The sequence below is a fragment of the Corynebacterium amycolatum genome (genome assembly GCF_016889425.1).
Taxonomy (GTDB): domain Bacteria; phylum Actinomycetota; class Actinomycetes; order Mycobacteriales; family Mycobacteriaceae; genus Corynebacterium; species Corynebacterium amycolatum.
Genome location: NZ_CP069513.1, coordinates 1,449,119 through 1,474,242, shown reverse-complemented (window position 1 = coordinate 1,474,242; position 25,124 = coordinate 1,449,119). Strand labels below are relative to the sequence as shown.

Annotated in this window: 16 protein-coding genes and 2 pseudogenes; 14 read left to right on the top strand and 4 right to left on the bottom strand. The window is 58.3% G+C overall.

What is annotated here, in order from left to right; all coding sequences use genetic code 11:
- Nucleotides 1–29: 29 nt before the first annotated feature.
- The 5 genes and pseudogenes from I6J19_RS06565 to I6J19_RS06545 all read left to right on the top strand — a co-directional run.
- Nucleotides 30–923: pseudogene (locus I6J19_RS06565) on the top strand (tyramine oxidase subunit B); the annotation flags it as partial.
- Nucleotides 924–1,084: 161 nt separating this feature from the next.
- Entirely contained in the window at nt 1,085–2,542 is a 1,458-nt protein-coding gene (gene glnA, locus I6J19_RS06560) for a type I glutamate--ammonia ligase (RefSeq protein ID WP_038625910.1), read from the top strand.
- A gap of 172 nt (nt 2,543–2,714) precedes the next feature.
- Nucleotides 2,715–2,909, top strand: coding sequence for a PspC domain-containing protein (locus I6J19_RS06555; RefSeq protein ID WP_038625912.1), 195 nt, complete (start codon nt 2,715–2,717; stop codon nt 2,907–2,909).
- Between the two features lie 51 nt (nt 2,910–2,960).
- Nucleotides 2,961–3,251: a PspC domain-containing protein gene (locus I6J19_RS06550; protein WP_187402473.1), complete on the top strand. Its 291-nt coding sequence runs from the start codon at nt 2,961–2,963 to the stop codon at nt 3,249–3,251.
- Nucleotides 3,252–3,560: 309 nt separating this feature from the next.
- Nucleotides 3,561–4,187 carry a hypothetical protein gene (locus I6J19_RS06545; RefSeq protein ID WP_038625917.1) on the top strand — a complete coding sequence of 209 codons (627 nt, stop codon included), beginning with the start codon at nt 3,561–3,563 and terminating at the stop codon, nt 4,185–4,187.
- 97 nt (nt 4,188–4,284) lie between these two features.
- Here I6J19_RS06545 and I6J19_RS06540 read toward each other — a convergent pair whose 3' ends face one another.
- Entirely contained in the window at nt 4,285–4,902 is a 618-nt protein-coding gene (locus I6J19_RS06540) for a DNA-3-methyladenine glycosylase I (RefSeq protein WP_038625920.1), read from the bottom strand.
- A gap of 52 nt (nt 4,903–4,954) precedes the next feature.
- The gene (locus I6J19_RS06535) at nt 4,955–5,842 is read right to left on the bottom strand and encodes a 2-dehydropantoate 2-reductase (RefSeq protein WP_371199677.1); all 888 of its coding nucleotides are present in this window, start codon (nt 5,840–5,842) and stop codon (nt 4,955–4,957) included.
- Nucleotides 5,843–6,134: 292 nt separating this feature from the next.
- Here I6J19_RS06535 and I6J19_RS06530 point away from each other — a divergent pair, with 292 nt between their 5' ends.
- From I6J19_RS06530 to I6J19_RS06495, 9 genes and pseudogenes are all read left to right on the top strand, one after another.
- Complete coding sequence (locus I6J19_RS06530; protein ID WP_038625924.1) at nt 6,135–8,255, top strand: glucose PTS transporter subunit IIA; 2,121 nt, start codon at nt 6,135–6,137, stop codon at nt 8,253–8,255.
- A gap of 41 nt (nt 8,256–8,296) precedes the next feature.
- Nucleotides 8,297–9,088: pseudogene (locus I6J19_RS10910) on the top strand (PRD domain-containing protein); the annotation flags it as partial.
- 225 nt (nt 9,089–9,313) lie between these two features.
- On the top strand, nt 9,314–9,580 hold the full coding sequence (locus I6J19_RS10905; RefSeq protein WP_224433282.1) for an HPr family phosphocarrier protein: 267 nt from the start codon (nt 9,314–9,316) through the stop codon (nt 9,578–9,580).
- 88 nt (nt 9,581–9,668) lie between these two features.
- Nucleotides 9,669–11,360 (top strand): phosphoenolpyruvate--protein phosphotransferase, encoded by a 1,692-nt coding sequence (gene ptsP / locus I6J19_RS06520; protein WP_038625926.1) that lies wholly within the window; start codon nt 9,669–9,671, stop codon nt 11,358–11,360.
- 465 nt (nt 11,361–11,825) lie between these two features.
- Complete coding sequence (gene brnQ, locus I6J19_RS06515; RefSeq protein ID WP_038625928.1) at nt 11,826–13,229, top strand: branched-chain amino acid transport system II carrier protein; 1,404 nt, start codon at nt 11,826–11,828, stop codon at nt 13,227–13,229.
- A gap of 80 nt (nt 13,230–13,309) precedes the next feature.
- The gene (locus tag I6J19_RS06510; protein ID WP_038625930.1) at nt 13,310–14,554 is read left to right on the top strand and encodes a dicarboxylate/amino acid:cation symporter; all 1,245 of its coding nucleotides are present in this window, start codon (nt 13,310–13,312) and stop codon (nt 14,552–14,554) included.
- A 123-nt stretch (nt 14,555–14,677) separates the two neighbouring features.
- On the top strand, nt 14,678–16,126 hold the full coding sequence (gene thrC / locus I6J19_RS06505; protein WP_038625932.1) for a threonine synthase: 1,449 nt from the start codon (nt 14,678–14,680) through the stop codon (nt 16,124–16,126).
- A gap of 133 nt (nt 16,127–16,259) precedes the next feature.
- The gene (locus I6J19_RS06500) at nt 16,260–18,044 is read left to right on the top strand and encodes a thiamine pyrophosphate-binding protein (RefSeq protein ID WP_224786586.1); all 1,785 of its coding nucleotides are present in this window, start codon (nt 16,260–16,262) and stop codon (nt 18,042–18,044) included.
- A gap of 77 nt (nt 18,045–18,121) precedes the next feature.
- Entirely contained in the window at nt 18,122–19,549 is a 1,428-nt protein-coding gene (locus tag I6J19_RS06495) for an MFS transporter (protein ID WP_052155536.1), read from the top strand.
- Between the two features lie 29 nt (nt 19,550–19,578).
- On the opposite strand, the gene I6J19_RS06490 is transcribed toward I6J19_RS06495, so the two are convergent.
- The gene (locus I6J19_RS06490; RefSeq protein ID WP_038625944.1) at nt 19,579–21,801 is read right to left on the bottom strand and encodes a hypothetical protein; all 2,223 of its coding nucleotides are present in this window, start codon (nt 21,799–21,801) and stop codon (nt 19,579–19,581) included.
- A gap of 98 nt (nt 21,802–21,899) precedes the next feature.
- Nucleotides 21,900–25,082 (bottom strand): bifunctional [glutamine synthetase] adenylyltransferase/[glutamine synthetase]-adenylyl-L-tyrosine phosphorylase, encoded by a 3,183-nt coding sequence (locus I6J19_RS06485; RefSeq protein ID WP_049181605.1) that lies wholly within the window; start codon nt 25,080–25,082, stop codon nt 21,900–21,902.
- Nucleotides 25,083–25,124 lie beyond the last annotated feature (42 nt).

Here is a 25,124-nt window from a genome sequence, read left to right as displayed (position 1 = left end):
ATGCGGGGGCGGCTACCAAGGGTGGATTCGGTGGTCGCTTCAATGGCGCAGGCGTGAAGTAGTACGGCTCCAATGCCGATAACCGCCAGAAGGACCTGCCACGTTCGATCCACCTGTTCATTCTCAACGATGCAGTTACGGGTGCACCAAAGGCTGTCATGTCGGCAAACCTCCTTTCGGCATACCGCACTGGCGCTGTCCCGGGTGTCGGAGTCAAGCACCTGGCCGTCGAAGATGCCGAGGTCGTTGGCATCATTGGCCCGGGTGTTATGAGCCGCACCATTCTCAGCTCTGCTATGTCGCAGCGTCCGAGCATTAAGGAGGTCAAGGTCAAGGGCCGTTCCCAGGCTTCGACTCAGAAGGCTGTCGATTGGATCAAGAACGAGTTCCCGCAGCTTGAAGAGGTCCGTATCGTCGAGACCGAAGAAGAGGCCATCCGCGACTCCGACATCCTTATCGCCGGCACCTCGACTTCCTCCGATGGTCCGTCCGGTTTCCCGTACTTCAAGAAGGAGTGCTTGAAGCCCGGCGCGCTGCTGCTCATGCCGGCCGCTGCACGCCTCGACGACGACTTCGTGCGTTCCGACGACTGCAACCTCGTCGTTGACTACACCGGCCTGTACGAAGAGTGGTTCAACGAAAACGGCCCAGACGTGACCTATGAGCGCTTGCTCGGTATTCCGGGTAACCGCTGGTGGGACATGAAGGAAGAGGGCACTCTTCCCGCCGAGAAGCTTGTCAACATTGGCGATATCGCCTCCGGTAAGGCTCCGGGACGCCAGAACGACGAGGAAATCTTCTGCTACTCCATCGGAGGCATGCCAGTCGAGGACGTCGCCTGGGCCACCGATGTCTACGACAACGCCCTGACAAAGGGCATCGGCACCAAGCTGAACCTGTGGGATGTTCCACTGCTGAAGTAGCTGACGCGGACTGTGTGGGCTCGATTAACCATGAGGTCGAGCGCCACCTCAACGCTCCACCCCACGCACAAACAAGCCGCACAATTTCATAGTGACCAGCAAGTTCGACAAGACGACCAACAAGCTCAACAAGCTAGACGCGAAGTAGGCGAGTTTTACCAATGGGTAAGTTCAGACCCAGCAGTGACCAGACAACTCCGGAAGGGATCCAACGATTCATCCGGGACAATGACATTCGCTGGGTAGACGTCCAGTTCACCGACGTTCCCGGCATCGAACAGCACCTGACCGTTCCGGTATCCGAGTTTGATGAGGACTCAGCCTATGAGGGCCTCGCCTTCGACGGATCGTCCATTGCGGGTTACACCTCGGTGGATAACTCCGACATGATGCTGCTGCCCGACCTGGACACGGCTTTCATCGACCCGTTCCGCAAGTCGAAGACGCTGAACATGAAGTTCTTCGTCCACGACCCGCACACCCGCGAGCCGTTTAGCCGCGACCCGCGCAATATTGCCCGTAAGGCCGAGAACTACCTGAACGAACTGGGCTTCGCCGATACCTGTAATTTCGGCGCTGAGGCAGAGTTCTACATCTTCGACTCCGTCCGATACGACGCCACTTCGAACAAGTCATTCCACGAGGTGGACTCGGTTGAGGGCTGGTGGAACTCCGGTGTGAAGGTAAACCCGGACGGATCGCGCAACCTCGGCCACAAGGTACGCACCAAGGGTGGCTACTTCCCTACTGCTCCGTATGACCATATGCAGGATCTTCGTGACGAAATCGGTGAGCACCTGCAGGATGTTGGCTTCCATGTTGAGCGCTCTCACCACGAGATGGGCTCGGGTGGCCAGCAGGAGATTAACTACCGTTTCAATACTCTGCTGCACGCCGCCGATGACATGCAGACTTTCAAGTACGTGGTGAAGAACACCGCCAAGTTCAACCAGAAGTCCGCTACCTTCATGCCGAAGCCGTTGGCTGGCGATGGCGGCTCTGGTATGCACATCCACCAGTCGCTGTGGAAGGATGGTAAGCCGCTGTTCCACGATGAAAACGGTTACGGTGGCCTGTCGGACATGGCGCGCTACTACATTGGCGGCATCCTGAAGCACGCCGGCGCAGTCCTGGCTTTCACCAACCCGACGATGAACAGCTACCACCGTCTGGTTCCGGGATTCGAGGCCCCCGTCAACTTGGTCTACAGCCAGGAGAACCGCTCGGCTGCCATCCGCATCCCGATTACCGGCGCAAACCCGAAGGCCAAGCGCATCGAGTTCCGCGCTCCGGACCCGTCGGGCAACCCGTACTTGGCTTTCACCGCCGTAATGATGGCTGGTCTCGACGGCATCAAGAACCGCATCGAGCCGGGCAAGCCGATTGACAAGGACCTCTACGAGCTGCCGCCAGAGACACTCAAGGATGTTCCCACCGTCCCGCATTCGCTGGAGGGTGCCCTCAACGCACTGGAGGAGGACCACGAGTTCCTGCTCGCCGGTGACGTCTTCACAAAGGACCTCATCGACGCGCACATCCGCTACAAGTTCGAGCACGAGATTATGCCGGCACGTCTGCGCCCGACAACGCAGGAGTTCGAGCTCTACTACGACTGCTAGCACTCGCCCAGTAAAACTCGCTTGACGACGCCCACACCGCTACCCCACCTAACCGTCTTGGGGTAGCGGTGTTTTTAGCTGGGGCATGCTGTTTTAGTCGGAACATTTAGTGAACATTTAGTAGAGCTAGCACCACTGCGAACTAAACGGATTAGGGCTACCCTTGATAAGTATGAACAACAAGTCACTGACCCGTTCCACCAATAACAAAATGGTTGCCGGTGTGCTCGGTGGGTTCGCTGAGTATTTCAACTGGGATGCGACTTTGCTGCGCGTTATATTTGTCGCGTCTTTCCTGATGCCGGGCCCGCAGTTTCTTCTCTACATTGCAGCATGGATTATCATGCCGAAGGAAACTTACGTATAAGCGCAATCAACCGGAAATACCTAAATATCCATACCTCGGAGTATTTATCTAATGAGCGACGCCGCTCCCGAAAGATCCACCAAGATAATTTACCGCTCGCGTAATGACCGCCTCCTCGGTGGCGTCCTCGCAGGAATTGCGGAAAGCCAAGGTTGGGATATCACTTTCACGCGAATGGTCTATATCATCCTCCCCTGCGTTGGATCGATGCTTGGCTGGAAGATTGGCGCTGGATTCCTAGCTCTTTACCTTTTGGCATGGTTCGTCCTGCCAGATGGCAAGTACACGCTTGACGACGATGCCCGCGGCTCCAACCCCACGGGGAAAGAAAATAAGCAATAAACATCAAGCTTAATAAGATTGATACCTTTCCGTTACTCGCAACGCCCTCACCAGCACTATTCCAATTTCGCAATCACGTAAATTCGGTAACAAATAGTGCATAAAGTACACAGATTCACGCAGTTTGACTTGCACAAGCCTCAGAATTACCTAGTGTTCTTTCTGTAGGGCTTTGAAGCCACACCATCTTCCAATGCCTGATATTCGAAAGAATTGTCGTTTTCTCTTTGAATTTAATATCGGGCAAATAGTGGAACATGCCAATAATTGAATAGGTAACTTAGTTAGCTCTCAAGAAAGTGGTTTGAAATGCAGAACAAGAAGATGACCCGTATCGCTACCGCAATCGTCGGCTCCGCCGCTCTTCTCGGCGGCCTGGCTGCATGTTCTTCCGATGATGCACAGGATGCTGCTAACAACGCCAAGGATCAGGCTGGCCAGGTAGCAACCGACGCCACTGATAAGGCTGGCGACGCTATGGACGGCGCTAAGGACAAGGCCGGCGACGCTGCTGACGGCGCTAAGGACAAGGCTAACGAGGCTATGAACGGTCTGGGTCTGGGCGACGCTGCTGGCGAGGATGTGGCAGAATCTGACCTGCCTGAGTCCATCACCGAGGCAGCTTCTTCCTTCACCTCCCCGTACGGTACTGAAGCTGGCGAGTTCAAGTCCGCTAAGAAGGCCGGCGACGCAGTTGCCGCTGAATACGAGAATGTCACCTTCGTTGAGTCCCCGGAGACCAACGGTGCACAGCCACTGATTGGTAAGATTCGCGAGACTTGGGTCTCCAACGGTGCACTGGAAAACGAGATTGGTCTGCCGACCGCTCCGGAGTCCGAGATTGAAAACGGCTGGGAGCAGCCGTTCACTAAGGACACCATGAAGTGGACCTCTGAGGACGGCCAGAACTACTCCGACTCTTACGAGAACAAGTAGTTCTACACGAACCGAAAGATTTTGAGCGTGCCGGGTGGCACGCTCATTTTCTTTCCCTAGCTAGTCACATTCCCCACTCACCTAGTTTCCCCCTCGCCTAGTCAAAAACGCCAGATGCACCGCGCCGATGTGCGCCAACAATGTTGATATCGACAATCCCCACGGCAGCCATTGATGCAAAGACCGTGGTGGGGCCTACGAACTTAAAACCGGCATTCTTCAATGCCTTGGCAAGCGCCTTGGACTCCTCGGAGAAGCTGGGAACCTCTTCGATTGAACGTGGCTCCGGAGACTTCTCCGGTTTAAACGACCACATCAGCTCGGCTAAGCCGCCGTGCTCACGCAGAGCAATAGTCGCCTCGGCGTTATTGATTACTGCGGTTATCTTCCTGCGATTCCGAATGATCCGTTCATCATTCATCAATCTTTCGACATCTTCGTCATCGAAATCAGCAACCGCATCGGGGTCAAAGTTCGCAAAGGCTTGCTGAAACGCGGGCCGCTTCTTCAGAACTGTCTCCCACGACAGTCCTGCCTGAAATACTTCCAGGCTGAGCCGTTCGAATAGTCCTTGCTCATCACGCACCGGCATCCCCCACTCGGTATCGTAATACTCTCTCAGCAGCTCGCTGTGAGCCGCCCACGCCGGTCGAGCCAATTCATCCTCACCGATGATGAGCCCATTGTTTTCCGTGTAGTCCGATCCAATTTTCATCAGTCTTTCCAATCCCCCAATTCCGGTTTGATTTAACTGCGCGTCGCAGCTGTTAATCCTCGTGGTTCTGTTGACGCCCAACCAGAGCGCCAAACACCAGATCGAGTGTCGGTGTTTCCACTGACACCTTCTGCCCCATCCTGCGGATTGCGCCAATCTGGGCATCGAGCTCATTGGCAAGCCCCGCGGTGTAGTCACGCTGCATCGACGAGGTGTTGTCGTACCCCTGAGCATCAGTAAAGGCCAAGGTCCGCGACACGATGTCCTCTGGCAGCGCGACACCGCAGGCTCTACCAACTGCTTCAGTTTCTTCAAACATCCGCGTCAAGCTGTCGCGCATTTCCGAACGCAAGTAACCAATCGGACTATCAGCCAGGGCACCTAGTGCACCGAGGTTAGCCACGAACATCGCCTTTGCCCAGATATCGCCCCAGATATCCGGGAGCTGTTCGCCACCGAGCCCAGCCGTGTGCAATGCCTCGATAACTTCCCCGACCAGGTCATTAGTGGAGCCATCGAATGTGCCGATGCTCAGGCTCATCGGTCCTGGGCGGAAGGTGACTTCCGCAGGGCCAGTGTGAATAAAGAAACCGCGGATAACACCCGGGAACACCTTGTCCTCACCGAACCGCCCCGCTGCCAAATAAGGGATTTCCACCGAGTTATGGGTGGTCACTACCGCAGCTCCAGCCGGAACTTGTGGGAAAGGATCATTGCCCGGCAGCGCCTTGGTTGCCGCAATCACAACATCGACGCCGATGCCATCGGCAGTGAGTTCGTCCCAGTTGTCGGCTGCCTTAACGGGGATAGTGCTGCGTTCCCCGTGCTCGTCGATAAGCGTGAGCCCCGCCTCACGAATACGTGTCAGGGTCTTACCGCGGGCGAGAAAGACAACATCATAGCCCGCTTGCACGAGGCGACCGCCAAACCAGCCGCCCACTGCTCCTACACCTAAAACTCCAATCCTCATAGCTGCCACCTTACGACTTCCGTGTTGACCGCGAAGGAAGTTGCATGCGGTTGTCCACAGGAAATCCGGGCTGTCTCCAAATGTAAAATTTGGGCTTGAATTACTACCTTGCCAAAACTATGTAAAACGGAGTAGGGTCGAAATCAATAGATATCAACCCAGGGTTGTTACTCTTTTGAGGCAAGACCTGAGGCCCACAGTTTGTGGTGTCTCGGGTCTTTTTTGCGTTTAACGGCCCTGTTTACCGCGAAGGAAGGTCACGATGGGGTCGTCAAAAGATTCCAGCGCGAGGGCAATAGTTGAAAACCTCGGTGGACCCGGAAACATCACAAGCATGACGCACTGTGCGACGCGTCTGCGTTTTGAACTCGGTGATGTCTCCAAGATCAACGAGGACAAGATTGACAACGTGCCGGGCGTACTCGGCGTCGTTCACCAGGGCGACAATCGCTACCAGGTCATCTGTGGCGGTGGCGTCGAATCGATGTACACGGCAATTAAGCACCTACCGGAAATGAAGGGCGCCGGCGCGGTCGCCACTAAATCCGACGCAGATGTAAAGGCAGAGGCCCGTTCAAAGGCACGCGGCAAGTACGCGTGGCTGGACAACTTCTTCGAGTATCTCTCCGATTCCTTCCGCCCGATTCTGGGCGTGCTTCTGGGAGCCTCGCTAATCATCGCGATTGCGGCTGTACTCGACGCATTCGGAGTCGTTGATTTCCGCGCCGATGATAAGTCCGCTACTTGGATCTTTGTTGATGCCATGTGGCGCAGTGTCTTCTACTTCCTGCCAATCATGGTCGCCTACAATGCGGCGAAGAAACTACGGGTGGATCCATGGCTAGGTGCAGCCATTATGGCTGCACTGATGACGCCGGAGTTTATGAGCCTGAGCGATACTGAGCGCTTCCCCGACACTGTCCGGGAAGTCAACGAATCGCTGGGCACTGAGGCTTTCACCGCCAACATTTTTGGTCTGCCGATGCAGCTCAACGACTATGGTGGACAGGTCTTCGTACCGCTGATTATGGTCGCGATCCTGGCTGTGGTTTACCACAACTTGAAGAAGGTCTTCCCGGAAAACGTCCAGATGGTCTTCGTACCGTTTATCTCCATGCTGATCATGATTCCGCTGACCGCCTTCCTCATTGGCCCATTGGGCATCTGGCTGGGTAACGGTATCGGCGCAGGACTGGCATGGATGAACTCGCACGCACCGTTCGTGTTCGCAATTCTGATCCCGATGCTCTACCCGTTCCTGGTGCCGCTGGGCCTGCACTGGCCGCTGAATGCGCTGATGCTGGTCAATATCCAGACGCTCGGCTACGACTTCATCCAAGGCCCAATGGGCACCTGGAACTTCGCCTGCTTCGGCGCAACCGCCGGTGTGCTGGTTCTTTCCATGCGCGACCGCGACACTCAGATGCGCCAGACGGCAACCGGTGCACTCGCCGCTGGTCTCTTCGGTGGTATCTCCGAGCCGTCCCTCTACGGTATTCACCTACGCTTCAAGCGGATCTACCCGCGCATGCTGCTCGGCTGTTTCGCCGGTGGTCTGACCATCGCCATTCTTTCCGCTCCGTACGAGGGCGTCCAGACCAACGCGTTCGTCTTCACCTCGCTGCTGACCACCGTCGTGTTCAAGCCGATGTGGGTCTACGCCATCTCCATCGCCGTGGCATTCTTCGTCGCCATGTTCGCAATCATCCTCACCGACTACCGCACACCAGAGCAGAAGGCAGAGGCCGAGGCCGCACGCGCTGCAGAGCTTGACGACGAGCCCCGCGACGACACCCCACACGCTGCCTCCAGTGGCTCCGATTCCACTCCGGCGGAGGCTTCCGGTGACCCTGGTACCAACACCGAGGCTGTCGCACCGGCTGCCGCAGCAGCTGGCGTCGGTGGTGCCGCAACGGCCGTTGCTACCAAGCCTGTACAAGTACAGGCCCCAGTTGCCGGTGAGGTTGTCAACCTTGCCGATGCCGGCGACGCGGTCTTTGCCTCCGGTGCTCTCGGTGACGGTGTCGGAATCAAGCCGACCAGTTCCACCGTGGTCGCCCCCGTATCGGGCACGTTGATGACCGTGGCCAAGACCGGTCACGCCTTCGGCATTAAGACCGATGACGGTGTGGAGGTACTCGTCCACGTCGGTATTGACACGGTCAAGATGGCCGGTGAGGGCTTCGATGTCCAGGTTTCCAAGAAGCAGCACGTCCAGGCCGGCGATGTTCTTGCCGAAGTCGATTTCGACAAGGTCAAGGAAGCTGGTTACCCAACCACGACACTGATGACCATCACCAATACCAAGAAGCTGACCAAGGTTTCCCCGGTCGCCGGCATCTCCGTCCACGCCGGCGACACGGTCATCGAAGTTCAGCCATAATTGATTTCTAGAAGGCATACCGGCCTGAAATCCCTCAACTTATGGAGGAGTTCACGGTTACCGACATGGAAATCTTAAGAGTATTCAATAACAACGTGGTCCTGGCCAAGGACGCGGCCGGCGAGAAAATCATCACCGGCCGCGGCATTGGCTTCAAGGCCCGCCCGGGGCAGTCGGTTGATTCGAGCAAAGTTGTTCGAATCTTTGTCCCAGCGGAAGGCCGCGATCCGGACCATATTGCCACGATGCTCACAGAGATTCCGTTGGCCCACATCACTCTTGTGACCGATGCGGTAACCGCGGCCGGTCTGCCGGAATCAATGACAAAGAACGCTTCCCTTCTTGTGGCGTTGGCCGATCACATTGGTTTCGCCATCATGAGGGCAGCTAACGGGCAGCGAGCTGATTACCCGCTGCTCGCGGAAGTCAGCCAACTTTATAGTGAAGAGTACGCGCAGGCGCAGGCCATTTTGTCGCATATCAATCGCGCTCTCAATGACCGTCGTATAGCGCCATTGCCCCGCTCAGAATCGGTGGCAATTACGTTACACCTGGTCAATGCTGGTTTTTCTACAGGCGATTTGAGCTTCACCTACACCATGACGGGCGTGCTGCAGCAGCTGCTCACAATCATTGAAAGTGATTTTGACATCACGCTGGAGCCAGAGACTGTCAATGTGGGACGCTTCATCACGCACCTGCGCTACCTGTTCGTCCGGATTGCCAAGCATGAGCAGTTGAAAGACCACTCCTCCGCTATTGGCCAGGCCATCCGTGACTCTTCCCCAGAGGCATATCGTTGCGCACAGCGCATATCCGCAGTCATTGAACTGCGTCTGGGGTCGGGGCTAACGGAAGACGAAATTTCCTACCTCACCCTGCACATTGCACGCATTGTGCAGGCAGCGGCTGTATCTCCCACCGCCTCCGGGGTTTCCCGGAGCATGCGCGACGTTGATGCTAAGCAAGCACCAGCGGGCGGCGCACCCGCGGTGGGGTGTACAGGCCCTGTGCCTGAGTCAGAGAATTCCACACACTCGACCCGAAAGGATTCAACCATGATTACTCGTACCGCTACCATCGGTTCCTCCGTAGGCCTGCACGCTCGCCCGGCTTCCCTGTTCACTCAGGCTGCTGCTGAGTACGACTACGACATTGTCATTTCCCTCGATGACGAAGAGGCCGATGCCGCTTCGATCCTGGAGGTCATGACCCTCGGCGCTAAGCACGGTGATGAAGTCACGCTGAGCTGTGAGGACGACTCCGCAGCTGCAGCTCTGGACGAGCTCGCTGCCATGCTCGAGCGCGACCTGGATGCCGAGTAAGCCCAGCTACAACACTCCTGGATAACACCACGGCACACCACGACCGACGGGTCTCCCCGCAGAGGTCCCGAAAAGGAGATCGGAAGCAATGAACGAGCAGCACACTGTCATCTATGGCATCGGTGTCTCGACCGGTACGGCCAGCGCTGAAGTAGTAAAGGTACTCCCCGCTCCGGGAGTTGATACCCAAGAGCCGTCGTCGACCGACCCTGTCGCCGATGGTGAGCGCGTCCGCGCAGCGATGGCCAACGTCGCAGAGTCGCTGAAGAAGCAGGCTGAGCATTCCAGCCCGCAGGCGCGTCCGATTCTGGAGGCCACTGCGCAACTGGCTTCCGATAGGGCACTCGCCAAGGCTGTGGTAAAGAAACTCAAGGCGGGCTCCGGCGTCACCCAGGCAGTTCACGATGCCGTTGAAGACTACGCGCAGCTCCTCTCAAGCCTCGGCGGCTACATGGCTGAACGTGTCACCGACCTCTACGATGTTCGCGACCGCACAATTTGCGAGCTGCGTGGCCTGCCAAAGCCGGGCGTCCCGGATGTCTCCACCCCCACTATTCTGCTTGCCGACGATCTCGCGCCCGCCGAAACCGTGGGGCTTGATCCCGAGTTGGTCGTAGGCATCGCCACCGCTGGTGGCGGGCCGACCAGCCACACGGCTATCCTCGCAGCTCAGCTGGGCATTCCGGCCGTCGTTAAGGCGAAGGGCGTCATGGAACTTGAGGCCGGTACCTTTGTCGCCATTGACGGTGGTGCCGGTGAGGTGATTGCGAATCCGACCGCCGATGAGGTCGCCGAGTTGGAAGAGCGCGCTCGTCGCCGGGAAGCCGCCCTGGCGCAGTCTGTGGGCGCAGGCAAAACCGCTGATGGTTACCCTGTGAATCTGCTGGCCAACATTGGTACGGCGGAAGATGGTGAGTCTGCAGCAGCGCAGGATAATGAGGGCACCGGCCTGTTCCGTACTGAGTTCCTTTTCCTCGACCGCGACAAGGCTCCGAGTTTGGAAGAACAAACGGAAACCTACACTCGTGTGCTGAAGGCATTCGGTGAGCGACGCGTGGTTGTGCGCACACTGGATGCGGGTGCGGATAAGCCGCTGAGCTTTGCCGACCTAGGCGAGGAAGAAAACCCGGCGCTGGGTCGCCGCGGACTGCGCCTGTCGCAGGCTCGGGAAGATTTGCTGGATACGCAGCTGGATGCACTCGCCGCTGCGTTTGATGCCACCGGCCGTAAGGCTGACCTGCGGGTTATGGCTCCGATGATAGCAACGGTCGAAGAAACAAAGTGGTTTGCGGACAGGGCGCGTGAGCGTGGCCTGCCGAAGGTCGGCATCATGATTGAGGTCCCCGCAGCAGCAATTCGCGCGAAGCAGCTGCTGTCCATTGTGGACTTTGCCTCCATTGGTACTAACGACTTGTCGCAGTACACTATGGCGGCCGACCGCATGCAGGGGGCTCTGGCGGATCTGCTTTCCCCGTGGCAACCAGCGGTACTGCAAATGATTAAGTCCGCATGCAAGGGCGGCAATGCTACCGGCAAGCCCATTAGTGTCTGCGGTGAAGCCGGCGGTGACCCGCTGCTGGCACTGGTCCTGGTGGGTCTCGGCGTGAGCTCGCTGTCCATGGCTTCCAAGAAGGTACCGGCCGTCCGCGCCGCTCTCCGCCTCCACGACCGCGCTACCTGCCAGCAGATGGCAGCGTACGCTGTCGATGCCGAGACTGCGGCCGATGCGAAGGCCGCAGTGACCGCGCTGGTGGATCCGAAGGTGAAGGATCTGCTGTAGAGCGACGGAATTATTATTGAGCCTGGCGCACACACGGTCAGCGTAAAAGTGTGTGCCAGGCTCTTTCTTTATTGGCGCATCGAACGATCACGAGCAGCGAACTTTCTGGGAGTTTTCTTGATTTTCCCTCTCTCGAACGCCCCATTAAGATAAATAGAGTGCCTTCGTCGGCACCACCAACGCCGTCGAAGCCCCTTAATAGTTCAAATAAAGACGGCTCATACAAGCCACAACTTAATTCACGCAACAGGCTCCACCCAGCCCGTGACAATTCACAATTTCACATTAAAGTGTCAGTTTTCGGCATCGTGGCCTGTCATCTACATGGGCACACGAACTGCAATTGCGCTGCTGTAACGGGCGTTTGCGCTACCGCAGCACCAGCAACAACGGCGTCGCCACAGCAGCATGCAGCATCGCCCTTGACCTTATGGGCGACACTAATTTAGAAAGAACCCAATTCTCATGACCAAGTCGAGCGGAGTGGAGTCCCCGAAGTCTTTCGCTTCCATAATCGTTGTTACAGCGCTCATGCTGTTTTCGATGTTCTTCGGCGCGGGCAACCTCATCTTCCCGCCGAAGCTCGGAGTGGATTCCGGTACCAACTTTGGCCCCTCAATCACCGGCTTCCTGCTCACCGGTGTGGCGTTGCCAGTTCTGGCCATCATTGCGATCGCCATTTCAGGCAGCAATTTACGTGACCTAGCGTTCCGCGCGGGCCGCATCTTTTCCCTGGGCTTCCCGGTAATCGCATACCTTTCCATCGGTGCTTTCTACGCTCTGCCGCGTACCGGTGCCGTGTCGTACGAAACCGGTGTCCAGCCGATTTTCGGCAGTGATTCGCTGGCCGCCGCTGCGTCCTTCTACTTTGTTTTCTTCGGTATCGCGTTGGCATTGGCGTGGAATCCGAATGAAATTGTGTCCAAACTGGGCAAGATTCTCACCCCGGCTCTGCTGATTCTCTTGGTTGTATTGGTTGGAATGTCGGCATTCAAATTCGATGCCGCTCCGGCTGCGCCAATTGAAAAGTACTCCTCTACCCCATTTGCCTCCGGCCTAGTCGAGGGCTACCTCACCATGGACTCCATCGCCGGCCTTGCATTCGGCATCATTGTCATTTCTGCCCTCCGCGTCAGCGGTGTCCCAGAGGGCAAGCGTATGGTTCGCGGCACAATGATCTCAGGCCTGTTCGCCGGCATTTTGCTGGCCATCATCTACTTGGGATTGGGCTATGTCGGCCAGGTGCTGCCGAATGCTGCCTCCTTCGATAACGGCTCGGGCATCCTCGCAGAGGCTTCCAAACAGGCCATGGGTCAGGGCGGTCAGATTGTCTTCGGTCTCATCGTTCTGCTGGCATGCATGACCACGGCCGTCGGTCTGATTGCCGCAACCAGTGAGTTCTTCAATCTGCTGCTTCCGGGTATCAGTTACAAGGCCTGGGCGATTGTCTTCACGGTTATGTCCTTCGTAATGGCAACACAGGGGCTGTCTCAGGTACTGGCGATTGCCGCGCCGATTATCACCTTTATTTACCCGCCGGCAATCACGCTGATTGCACTGACACTTCTCGACCCAGTCATTTCCTACTCCTTCAAGCTGTATTACACCTACCGCCTGGGCGTCTGGGTTGCCACCATCTGGTCGGGTATCTCAGTACTCTCCGGTTTGGGTGTCGGTGGTTCTGCTTTGGCGGACTTCCTTAGTCTCGTGCCTGGTCAGACCATCGAGTTCGGATGGTTCCTGCCGACTCTGGCAGCGGTGGTGATTGGTTACGCAATTGACGTCGTCACGCGAAAGCAGCGCGCAAATCGCCCGGCGAGTGTGCTTGCCGACGAGGCCGTTACAGAAGAGGTAGCCGAAAAGGCGTAAAACCACACCCGGTCATTTGCGTTGCTTAACGTAAATACCGCACGCTAGAGAAGTAAATTCCATCCGAACAAGGATTGACTATGAGTACCCGAATGCGTTTTACGCAAACGCTCCTATTCCGCGTTATTGTCGCGATTATTCTGGGCATTGTCTGCAGCTTTTTCTTCCCGGAATGGCTGGCTCGAATTTTTGTCACTTTCAATGGCCTCTTTGGTAACTTTCTGGGCTTCTTTATCCCGGTGCTGATTTTTGCCCTCATCACGCCGGCGATTGCCAGCCTGGGCCGTGGTGCCGGAAAGTGGTTGGGTATTACCACTGCTATTGCCTACGGCTCGACGGTGTTTTCGGGCCTATTGGCCTACGCCGCTACCCAGGGGCTCTACCCTTGGCTGCTCGGCGCTGATCAGGCCGGTGCATCGGTGGATATTGATGAGGGCGCGCTGGAGAGCTTCTTCAATGTAGAGATGCCACCGCCGTTTGACGTCATGACCGCCCTGCTGCTGGCTTTCACGGTCGGTGTGGCGATGACCACCGTGAAGTCGGACTCGCTCTACCGCGGTGCGACACAGCTGCGCGATGTGATTATGAAGATCATCTCGGCGTTTATCATCCCGCTGCTGCCGGTTTACATCTTCGGCATGTTCCTGTCTATGGGCATGAACGGCAACCTGACCACGACGCTGTCGATGTTCTTCAAGGTGCTCGTTCTGGCAGTCATCGGCACCGTGCTTCTGTTGGCAATCCAGTTCTCCATCGCGGGTGCCATCGCTGGCCGCAGCCCGTGGCAATCCCTGAAGAACATGCTGCCGGCCTACGCCACCGCGCTCGGCACCTCGTCCTCGGCCGCTACCATTCCGGTGACTTACAAGGCCGCGCTGAAGAATGGTGTCTCGGAGAAGGTCGCTGGCTTTACCGTGCCGCTGTGCGCGACCATTCACCTGGCCGGTTCGATGATGAAGATCATCCTGTTCGCGTTTGCGGTGATGTTCATGGCGGACAAGCCGGTTTCGCCGGGTATGGCCATCGGCTTCATTCTCACTTTGGGTATCACCATGATTGCGGCTCCGGGCGTTCCGGGTGGCGCAATTATGGCCGCGGTCGGTGTGCTGCAGTCCATGCTCGGCTTCGATCAGGAGCAGGTCGCTTTGATGATTGCCGCCTACATCGCCATCGACTCCTTCGGTACCGCATGCAATGTCACTGGTGACGGCGCAATTGCCATGATCGTTAACCGCTTCGCCAAGGATGATGTCGTCGACCGTTCCGAAGAGCTCAGCTTCGACGCGGAAGTGGCCAATTCCGCATCTTCCGCAGCCGAGGCCTGACTGGCTTCAGTGCATATGTAAAAATTAAAGAAAACATCCACCGGTCAACCCCGCCGCAATCTTTCACAAGGCCTTCTTATAGGCCGATGCGGCGGGTGTTGGCATACATGTAAGGGGCCCGCCTTGGACTTCATTTCGACTCGCGACCCAGAGCGCACGCCGCACAAGTTCTCAGACATTCTCCTGGGAGGTCTCGCTAACGACGGCGGCCTCTACCTGCCGGTCGAGTACCCACAGGTTGACGATGCCACTTTGACGCGTTGGCGCTCCGTGCTTGTCGACGACGGTTACGCAGCCTTGGCTGCAGAGGTCGTCAGCCTTTTTGTGGACGACATTCCGCTGGAGGATTTGCGCGGTATCTGTGCACGGGCGTACACCTACCCGAAGTTCTCCGATCCGGATATTGTGCCGGTGACGAAGCTGGAAGATCAGCTCTACATCGGTCACTTGTCCATGGGCCCCACAGCGGCATTCAAGGATATGGCGATGCAGCTGCTCGGTGAGTTCTTCGAGTATGAGCTGGCTCGTCGTGGCGAGACCCTGAATATCCTCGGCGCCACCTCTGGTGACACGGGTTCCTCGGCCGAGTACGCAATGCGTGGCCGTGAGGGAATCAACGTGTTCATGCTAACGCCGGCTGGTCGAATGACCGCTTTCCAGCAGGCTCAGATGTTTGGTCTGCAGGATGCCAACATTCACAACGTCGCCCTCGACGGTGTCTTCGATGATTGCCAGGACATCGTTAAGGCTGTCTCCGGCGACTTGGATTACAAGGCCAGCCGCCACATTGGCGCAGTCAACTCCATCAACTGGGCTCGCCTGATGGCTCAGATTGTGTACTACGTCTCCTCGTGGATTCGTGTCACTGGCGGCAACGGTGCTGAGGCCGATAACTCGCAGAAGGTCAGCTTCAGTGTGCCGACCGGCAACTTCGGTGATATCTGCGCTGGTCATATTGCACGTCAGATGGGTGTGCCAATTGACCGCCTGATTGTGGCTACCAATGAAAACGATGTCTTGGATGAGTTCTTCCACACGGGCGGCTACCGCGTGCGCAGCGCTGCGGAGACACAGGCGACCTCTTCCCCATCGATGGATATCTCCCGCGCGTCTAACTTCGAGCGTTTCATCTTCGATCTGCTGGGGCGCGATGCTGAGCGGACTGCAGACCTCTTTGGTGTCAAGGTCAAGGAGGGCGGCTTCTCTCTTACTGCTGATCCAATCTTCCCGGAGGCTTCTGCCAAGTACGGGTTCCTCTCCGGTCGTTCCACCCACGCTGACCGCGTCGAGACCATCAAGGACTGCTGGGAGCGCCTGGAGGTCATGGTCGATCCGCACACCGCTGACGGCATCCACGTCGCCCGCGGCCTGGTAGACCAGGTATCCACCCCAATTGTCTGCCTGGAGACCGCCCTGCCGGTGAAATTCTCCGAGACCATCCTGGAAGCCACCGGCCGCGAGCCGGACTGTCCGGAGCGTTTCGCGGACATCATAAATGCCCCACGCCGCGTTACCGAGCTTCCGAACGATGTCGATGTGGTGAAGAAATTCATCGACGACAACGTGGCTTAAAGCCGATCTAGCTCAACGCCCCCCCATCCGCGCAGCAGCGATGTGGAATAGTGCCCTCTTTTTTAAGGGCAAACGGCATTATCTTGGGCTATAGGGCTGTTATTACCCCCGTGGTTACCTCACAATTGTTCACATGAGTTTCACTCGAGTTAATAGCCGTCCTATGCCCCACGCGCCCGCGTCTTCCCCGCGGGAAGGTTCCCAAAAGACCACAACGGTCTCGCGGGCGCTGGCCGACACACTGGCCCAGCACTGCGACCACTGCTTCGGTCTCATCGGCAATGCGAACTCCCACTTCACGTCAGCCCTTACTGAATCGGGATTCGGCTACTCCTCCGTCCGACACGAATCGGCTGCTGTCGGGGCCGCCGATGCCTTCCACCGCGCAGGCGGAGGGCTTGCTATCGCGACCGCCACTTGTGGCGCAGGATTCACCAATGCGCTAACCACTCTGGCGGAGGCTCGCGTAGCCCGTATCCCGCTTATTTTTGTCGTCGGCACGCACCCGGAACGCCCCCGCCCCTTTGACCTCAATCAGGCGGCGCTCCTCGACGCCCTCGACGTCTGCCATCGCACTGTTACTCCCGAGTCCGCGCTTGACGACGCAAACTTTGCAGTCCAGCACGCACTGAGCTCTCGGCAGCCTGTCGTGCTGCTGCTCCCCTATGACCTCCAAGAAGCACAGATAACGACATCTGCGTCTGAAACACAGTCAGCTAACCAGGAGCATCTACACACCAGCAGACCAGAATGGTTAGAGTCAACTGTCACGTCGCTGGCAGAGGAACTGCAGGCTGCCCGTCGCCCTCTCATTATTGCTGGTAGAGGTGTGCTACTCTCCGATACCGCCGAGCTAGTCCGCCGCATCGGGGACAGTGTAGGGGCACTGTTTATGCACTCAGCGATGGCTCGTCATGTGCTTTCCAGCCCGTGGCAGATCGGCACCGTGGGCGGTTTTGCGCATACGTGGCAGGTAGAACTAGCTCGACAGGCCGATATGGTGCTGTTCCTGGGAGCAAGCTTCAACGCTTTCCAAAACCGTGGCGGCAACATGTTTGCACCGGACGCGAAAATTATCCAGGTTGTAGACGAGCCCCATCCCGCCGCTCAGCCATCGGTGACACCGCTATTGGCTAAGTTGGAGGAACTTCTGCCCGTCCTGGCAGAGCAGCTGGAGAAGCCCCTGGAATCTCGGGCGCAGACAGCCAAAGATAGCGCAATGGGTGAGACGCTGGGATCGTCGTCAAGCACATGGCGTGCGGAGTTGAAGGCACTGCCGACGACAGCGCAGGTCGAGTCGCTGACGTGCGCGGATGGCCGGTTGGATCCGCGGGCGTGCCTGCAGTATCTAAATCGTATCCTGCCCAATGAGCGCGCTGTGTGTAGTGACGGTGGCCATTTCCTGGGATGGGTTCCGAAGTATCTCGATGTACCTGGTCCGCAGCAGCAAGTGATTGTGGGCACGGCGATTCAGTCAATTGGTTTGGGCATGGGCTCGCTTGTCGGCCTCGCGGCGGCACGGCCCGAGGACTATTGCGTGCTAGTCGCCGGTGACGGTGGCGGCACGATGGGTATTGCGGATTTACCTGCGGCGATCGAGCAGCTGCGGTGTGGTCGTGGCGGTTGTGTGGTGTTCATTAACGATGCTGCCTACGGCGCGGAGCTGCACCAGTTTGGCGATGTCGGGTTGGACACCTCGTCCATGGAGATTGCCGACTACAACTTCGCCGCAGTCGGGTGCGCCTATGGCGCTCACGGTTTCAGTGTCGGCAAACCTGAAGACTTTGCCCAGCTCGACGCTTATTTCCATGACGTTTCCAACTCCGATGAGGCTTCCGTTGCCGTAATTGATTTCAAGGTCTCACGGCTGGTGGTTGCGGACTTCGTGAAGGAAGTTCTGGCTAAGGCACAAAGGTAGTTTGCCGCGAGCATGATCGGGTCACCTAGCCCCCCGGTGCGACCCCACTTCAGGCCGGTTAGTTGATGGGGTCTACAATGTGGCGAGTGGTAAAGCAGCGTAACGGTAAAGATCAGATTTCATCAACAGATCAGCCCTCCACCGCGGTGGCAAAGGACCCGCGCGAGCACGTCACTGGCCGCGCGATTGCCGTCTGGCTGGCGGCGCTGATTACCTACATCGTTGCCATCGTCGGCCGCACCTCCATGGGTGTCGCTGGCGTCGAGGCGCTCGATCGCTTCCATATCAACGCCTCCCAACTCGCGCTGTTCACCGCCGTGCAGGTTGGTGTCTACGCCCTGGCGCAGATTCCGACGGGCATCATCATTGACCGCGTCGGCGCCAAGAAAACCATGGTCGTGGGCGCACTGATCATGGCGCTGGGCCAGGTCATCATCGCGTTTACGACATCGTATCCGCTGGCTGTCATCGCTCGTGTATTCATCGGCGCCGGCGATGCCACCGCATTCCTCGGTGCTATGCGCCTGCTTCCCGCATGGTTCCCGCTGCGCGTCACTCCGCTGTTCACACAGCTCACGGCTGGTCTTGGCCAGCTCGGTCAGTTCATCTCTGCTGTCCCATTCCTCGCGATTCTGCACGCCGCAGGGTGGGTACCCGCGTTCCTGTCGCTGAGCACCGCAGGTCTTCTCATCGCCATCGTAGGCATGATCGCGCTTGCCGACGTCCCGGAGAACTCCTCCACAGCGAGGATGTCACTTCGTGAACGCCGCGCCGCCAAAAAGTCCGCGAAGACGGCTGCTGATGGCGGAGCCTCTGCCACAGCCGATGAGAAGCTGACAATCGGACAGACGCTGAAGACTGTGACCACTCACCCGGTGTGCTGGCAGGGTTTCTTCACGCACTGGACTGGTTTGATGCATCAGTGCATCTTCACATTGCTGTGGGGCATGCCTCTGATGATGCTGGGTATGGGGCTTAAGCCCTCCGAGGCCAGTGTCGTGCTGGTCATTAACACGCTGTCAGTAATTATCGCCGGGCCGTTGATGGGCATGGTATCGGCACGCACCGGCCGCGACCGCATCAAGGTTGTTGTCGCAATCGCGTTTATCAACATGGCCGTCTGGATTGTGTTCCTGGCACCGAGCACCCCACCAGCGTACTGGGCAATTATCGTGGTCAACATCCTCATGGCCGGTCTTGGTGCGATGTCCAACTTCGGCTTCGACTCAGTGCGCGAAGAGGTCGATCGCAAGGTACTCGCCACCGGCACTGGGCTGGCGAATATGGGCGGTTTTGTGGCCACCATGCTCGCCGCACAAGGTGTCGGCTTCCTGCTGGATATTGCAGCTCCCGATGGAAACTACACCTGGGAAACCTTCCGCATTGGCTGGTTGGCTGTCGTCGGTGTGTGGGCGATTGGTTTCGTTGGCCTGCTGGTCGCAAAGCGTGCGGCGGCACGCTTTGTCGCCCAGCAGAGCCGTTTTGAGCTGGAACCTACGGAGTAGGAACTACAGGAAGCCGAGAGACAGATTGGTTAGAACAGCGAAAGCTGCTCTGGCCCTTCCAGCCCCTCCGAGTCGTCCGAGTCCTCCGAGTCGTCCGCTTGCTCAGAGGTGTCTGCGTGGCCGCTATCCGCCGTGCGTTCGCTGCCATCGGTCTGAGCACCATGGGAAACGCGCTCACCGGTGTCAGTTTCGGGGGCTGCGTTCTCCGGGGCGTCGTCAAGCGAAGGCGTTGGTTCTACGGCCTCACGCTCATACATTTCCTGCAACTTCTCGGTCTTAGTAATGCGGACTAGCTCGGCGTAGATGACCAGCTTCATAGAACTATTGACCAGTGGCCCCAGCTGGGAAAACAGGACATCAACGTCACCGTCAACCGCGAGGCATGCGCGACGCAGGCTCTCCTCGGAAATAATCCAGCGGGAGGTTTCCGCGCAGGTTTCGCGGTCACCGATGAAGTCCAGCGCGAGGGCAACCTGATTACTGGCGACGCCATCCAGTGTGGCAGCCAGACGCTCGTTAGGCGCTGCATCCTTGAACAGGCGGGCAATCTGGACTGCCTCCGCCGTCGGCACCTGGCCAGCGGCATACTCAGCGATAAGTTCAGCGATACGCTGAGCTCCGACATGCTGATCAGTCAGCCAAATGTCGTGCAAGGCATACATGATGGCCATGGCCTGCCACGAGGCGTGCCCATGGTAGAGAATGCCCAAGATGCCGGCCTGCTCCAGCAGCCAACCGACCATCGCGTCCCCATCAGCGCCGTTGCGAGCGCAGAGGTTGTCGACATTCCAAGCCATATGCCCTTCGACGCAGCAGCCATAGAACTTCTGGTCTTCCTCCAGCTGCGCGGCCAGCGACACTACTTCACGTGCGGCAAACGGGTAGCCGTAAGCAAGGGTGGCATGCGACAAATCATCGACACCCACCGTCACCCACGGAAACTCACCGTGCCACGGACCGCGACCAACGAGGAAGCCCGCCACGAGATACGCCCAACGGGTCGAGGCATCGGCGTTGTACCAGTACTGCAGTGCACGCGGAGTCGGATGCCCGCTGTCAGCGTGAATTAGTCCCGCGTTGACCAGCATCTCCACAATCCAGGGCGCCGCGAAACCGCTCGCGCCTATTGATGCTGCAAAGTCCTGAATCCACAGCAGGCTCGATTCCTCATACATGTGCAACGGGTCCTTCAGGCGCCCGTCGCCGCTGCCCGCAGCATCCATAAACGCCGAAGCAAACGCCACCGCAGCCACAGAAGCTTCGGTCAACTCCTTTGACTCCAGCGTTGCCGGGAAAGACTCCGTCGGATGCGGCTTACGAATCGACCACATGTCGCCCTTGAGCGCCAACGCTACTGCGCCCACCAGACGGGCAACCTCTGTCGGCCCGTTGTGTGCTTCCGCCTCTTGCTCGAATACCGGCATCGCCGGTTCTTCAACCACAGTCAGCAGCAGACGCTCTTCGGCCCATCGCACCGCGTCGGCACGCAGTTCGGACCACATGTAGGAGGGCAAGTATTTCTCGTCGGTTGCCATCCAACGCAGCTCATTGCGAATATCCACCGGCGCTGTCATCACCAGCGCCCGCACCTTCACCGGATCGCAGAGGAAGCCTGCAACTTGCTCCACCTGGCGAGCCTGCAAATTGCGCACCGTCAAATCGCTGGCGTTCAGAGCTCGCGGTGCGCCCTCTCCGCGCGCGCTATCCGGCTCCAGCCCCATGCGCTCCATACGACGACTCAGCACATCCGCTGGCATATTCGCCACCAAGTCGGCGACGCGGAAGTTGAGGCTCGGTTCCGCCGGGAACACCTCCGAAATATGTGGCGGCACATGCCACACGCCCGCCGGTTCCTCCCACACGAGCCCCTGGCGCTGGCCACGGCGTAGCACATGCTCAAGCTGTTGCTTGCCGACGCGACGACGTTTGCGGTCAACACCCTTCGGCGTATCGTGTGCCATCACGTCCGCATCCGATGCCCAATAGGCCACTTCTGCGAGGGTATCCAGCGATGCGGAATCCTCCAGAATATGAACTAAGTGAGCCACATCGAGAACATCGGGATCACAAAAAGACAGCGCCGTATGCGCTGAATCCTGTGACATCAGCAATTCCACCGCCTCTTGTCCAGCAGCTGAGGTGTCAGCTGCTGGACACGTGCGGCTCAATAAAAAACGCAGGTCAGTGCCATCGAGGTTGAGAATGAAATCCTCATACCTAGGGCGTACCGAGTAATCGACGTTGCGTTCCATAGCCCACCATTATGCCCGGTCGCCGTGCTAAGACAAAGGCTGCACCCCGCTGCCGCATAATGAGCCTCGCAGCAAGGTTCGGCAGACCTCTGCCCGGGCTACTCGTGGTCGGGGTTCTCCTCACCCCAAAACACGCGATTGACGACACGGCTGGAGTGGCGAGTCAGACGCAAATAGTGCTCAATAAAACCGTTGGAATCCGATGCATCCCATCCTGCAGCACCTGCGACCTGAGTCAGCTGACGCCCCGGCTGTGGCAGCTGGTCCGTGCGCTTACCACGCGTGAGCACCAGCGCATTACGAGCATTCGTCGCCATCAGCCAGGCATCCCGAAGTGCGTCGGTATCCTCCGCATCTAGAATCTCGCGATTTTTCAGCACTTCCAGACACTCCAGCGTCGAAGTGTTGTGCAACTCCGGCACTTCATGGGCATGCAGCATGATTAGCAGCTGCACAGTCCATTCAATATCGGTCAGTGCGCCGGAACCGAGTTTGGTGTGGGTACGCCGATCAGCGCCGCGCGGCAGTCGCTCCGAATCAACACGCGCCTTCATACGACGGACATCGCGGACCATCTTGGCATCAGCTCCGCCCTGTGGGTACCTCAGCGAATCGATGGCCTTGAGGAAGCGGGTGCCGAGGTCTTTATCGCCGGCAATCCAGGTAGCACGTAGCAGTGCCTGAATCTCCCAGGTTTCACCCCAGCGCTCGTAGTAGGTCACATAGGAATCCAGGGTCCTGACAATCGGGCCCGAGCGTCCTTCTGGACGCAGGTCCACATCGACCTCCAGTGGCGGGTCCTGGCTTGGCTTTGCCAGTCGACGACGCAACGAGTCACAAATCCTGGTTGCCCACTTGACTACCTCGGAATCGTCGACAAGCGGCGTTCCTTCGGTGTCCTTGCGAGGTTCACAGATAAACATCACGTCGGCATCGGAGCCGTAGCCCAGTTCAGCACCGCCAAGTCGCCCCATACCAATCACGGAGATAACGCCCGGAACCTCCGAGTCAGGATGCTCCAGCGACCACGCACGGATTTCGGCGGCGAGGGCAGCTTCGAGCACGTTGTCCCACACCATCGACAGAGAGTGACAGACCTCTTGCACATCCATCAGCCCGAAGAGATCCGCGGAGGCAATGCGCGCGAGCTCTGCACGGCGCAACGCACGTGCCACACCAATGGCCTTAGCTGGACTGTTGTGACGGGCAGCCGCTGCGACCAGCGCACGCCCGACTGCATCGGAGTCGGTATTCAGTAGCTTCGGCCCGGACGCACCGTCGCCGAACCGTTTAATTACGTCCGGCGCACTCATAATCAAATCAGACGCGTAGGGCGAAGAACCGAGCACGCGCATCAGCCGCTGACCGACGATGCCCTCATCGCGCAGCGTTCGCAGAAACCAGGTTTCGTCGTGGAGCTTCTCAGAGAGCTTGCGATAATTGAGCAGACCCGCGTCGGGATCTGGCGTCGAAGATAGCCACTCCATCAGCGTAGGTAGGAGCATCGCCTGAATACGCGATTTGCGCGAGGTGCCTGCCGCCAGCGCAGAAAGATGCTCGTAGGCGCGATCCGGGTACTGATAGCCCAGCGCGGCCAGCTGGCGCTTTGCCGCATCGGCCGATAGCTGCAGGGTTCCAATGTCCTGCTCCACCACGGAGTTCAGCAGTGGACGGTAGAAAAGCTTGTTGTGCAGGGAGCGGATCTGCGAGCTGGCCAGTCGAACCTGCTTGGCCAGCGGTTTGCTGGCATCGGTGCCGCCCTCACCGACGAGGCCAGAGGCTCGACCGAGCCACTGAAGAGCTTCGGTGTCGTCCTCGGCGGGCAACAAATGCGTCCGTCGCATCTTCTGCAGCTGCAGGCGGTGCTCCAGCAGACGGATGAATTCGTAGGCGTTAATCAGCGCGGCACCGTCTTCGCGACCGATGTAGCCAGCCTCGACAAGTGCATCGAGTGCCATCACAGTTGGCAGCACGCGGAGGCTACCGTCATAGCGACCGTGGACCAACTGCAGCAGCTGCACCGCGAACTCGACATCACGCAGACCACCGCGTCCAAGCTTGAGCTCTCGGTAGCGAAGCTCTTCGGGGACGTTTTGTACCACGCGGGCGCGCATGCGTTGAACGTCGTCGACGAAAGAGTCTCGCTGAGAGGCGGTCCACACCATCGGGGCTAGAGCATCGATGTATTCGCGGCCCAGCTCGACATCGCCTGTCATCGGCCGCGCCTTCAATAACGCTTGGAACTCCCAGGTTTCAGCCCAGCGCTTGTAGTAAGCGACGTGGGAATCCACGGTGCGTACGAGTGCACCCGACTTGCCCTCCGGGCGGAGATTCGCGTCGACCTCAAAGAAGCAGTGGCAAGAAATCCGGATAAATTCGCTGGCTAGACGAGTAGCTCGGGCATCCGCCGGCTCTGCGACGAAAATGACATCCACATCGGAGATGTAGTTCAGCTCTTCCGCACCACACTTACCCATGGCGATTACGGCCAGGCGTGTTGAGACCGGTGCGGAAGGAAAGACCTGTTGAACAGCCACAGACAGTGCAGCCGTCAACGCTGCATCCGCCAAGTCACTGAGTGCCTCCGAGACCTGACGGAATGGGACTTGTGGCTGTCCAGGGCGGCGGGGACCCCGTGGGTACGTACCAGCCAAGTCGTGGCACGCAATACGCATAATCAAGTCGCGGTAGGCGCACTGCATCGCAACTTCGGCCTCACGGCCGGTGAGCTTCGCACGGTACAAACCGGGGCCTTCAAGCGTGGCGGGCGCAACGACCGGCTTGCGGTACTCCGGTTCCTCCTGCTTTTCCAGACTGGCCTCATCAGTGAGTTCGATGACCTCGGGCACAGCCCCAACGCTGGAGAGCATCTCGCGGAACATGTCTGCCTCAGTGGGAAGCTCAGCTTGGAGCAGAATCCACTTTTCTGGGTGCGCAACCAGGTGATCGCCCAGTGCACTCGATCCCCCGAGCAGCGCAAACATACGCGTACGCAGCGGAACCTGCTCACGCATGGCCTCATCGAGGCCAGACCAGGTGGCCCAGTTCTCCAGCTTTCCATCCTGCTCCAGCTCGTCGAGAGCGCCTTTGAGCCGCACTAGTGCCACGAGCGCCAGCTTGGGGTCGCTGGCTCCGGCAAGCCCCCACAACAGCTGTAGGGACTCCTCGTTGTACCACCCCAAATCTTCCAGGTCAGCGCGCGTCCGATCGTCGTTACGCAAGCCCAGCGCTGCGGGCCGCGGCACTGACTGGCGGGATGTGCGAGGTCGATTCATCACCATTGAAACTGGTCACCCAAAAACTAAAGACGAAAAAGGTAGGTA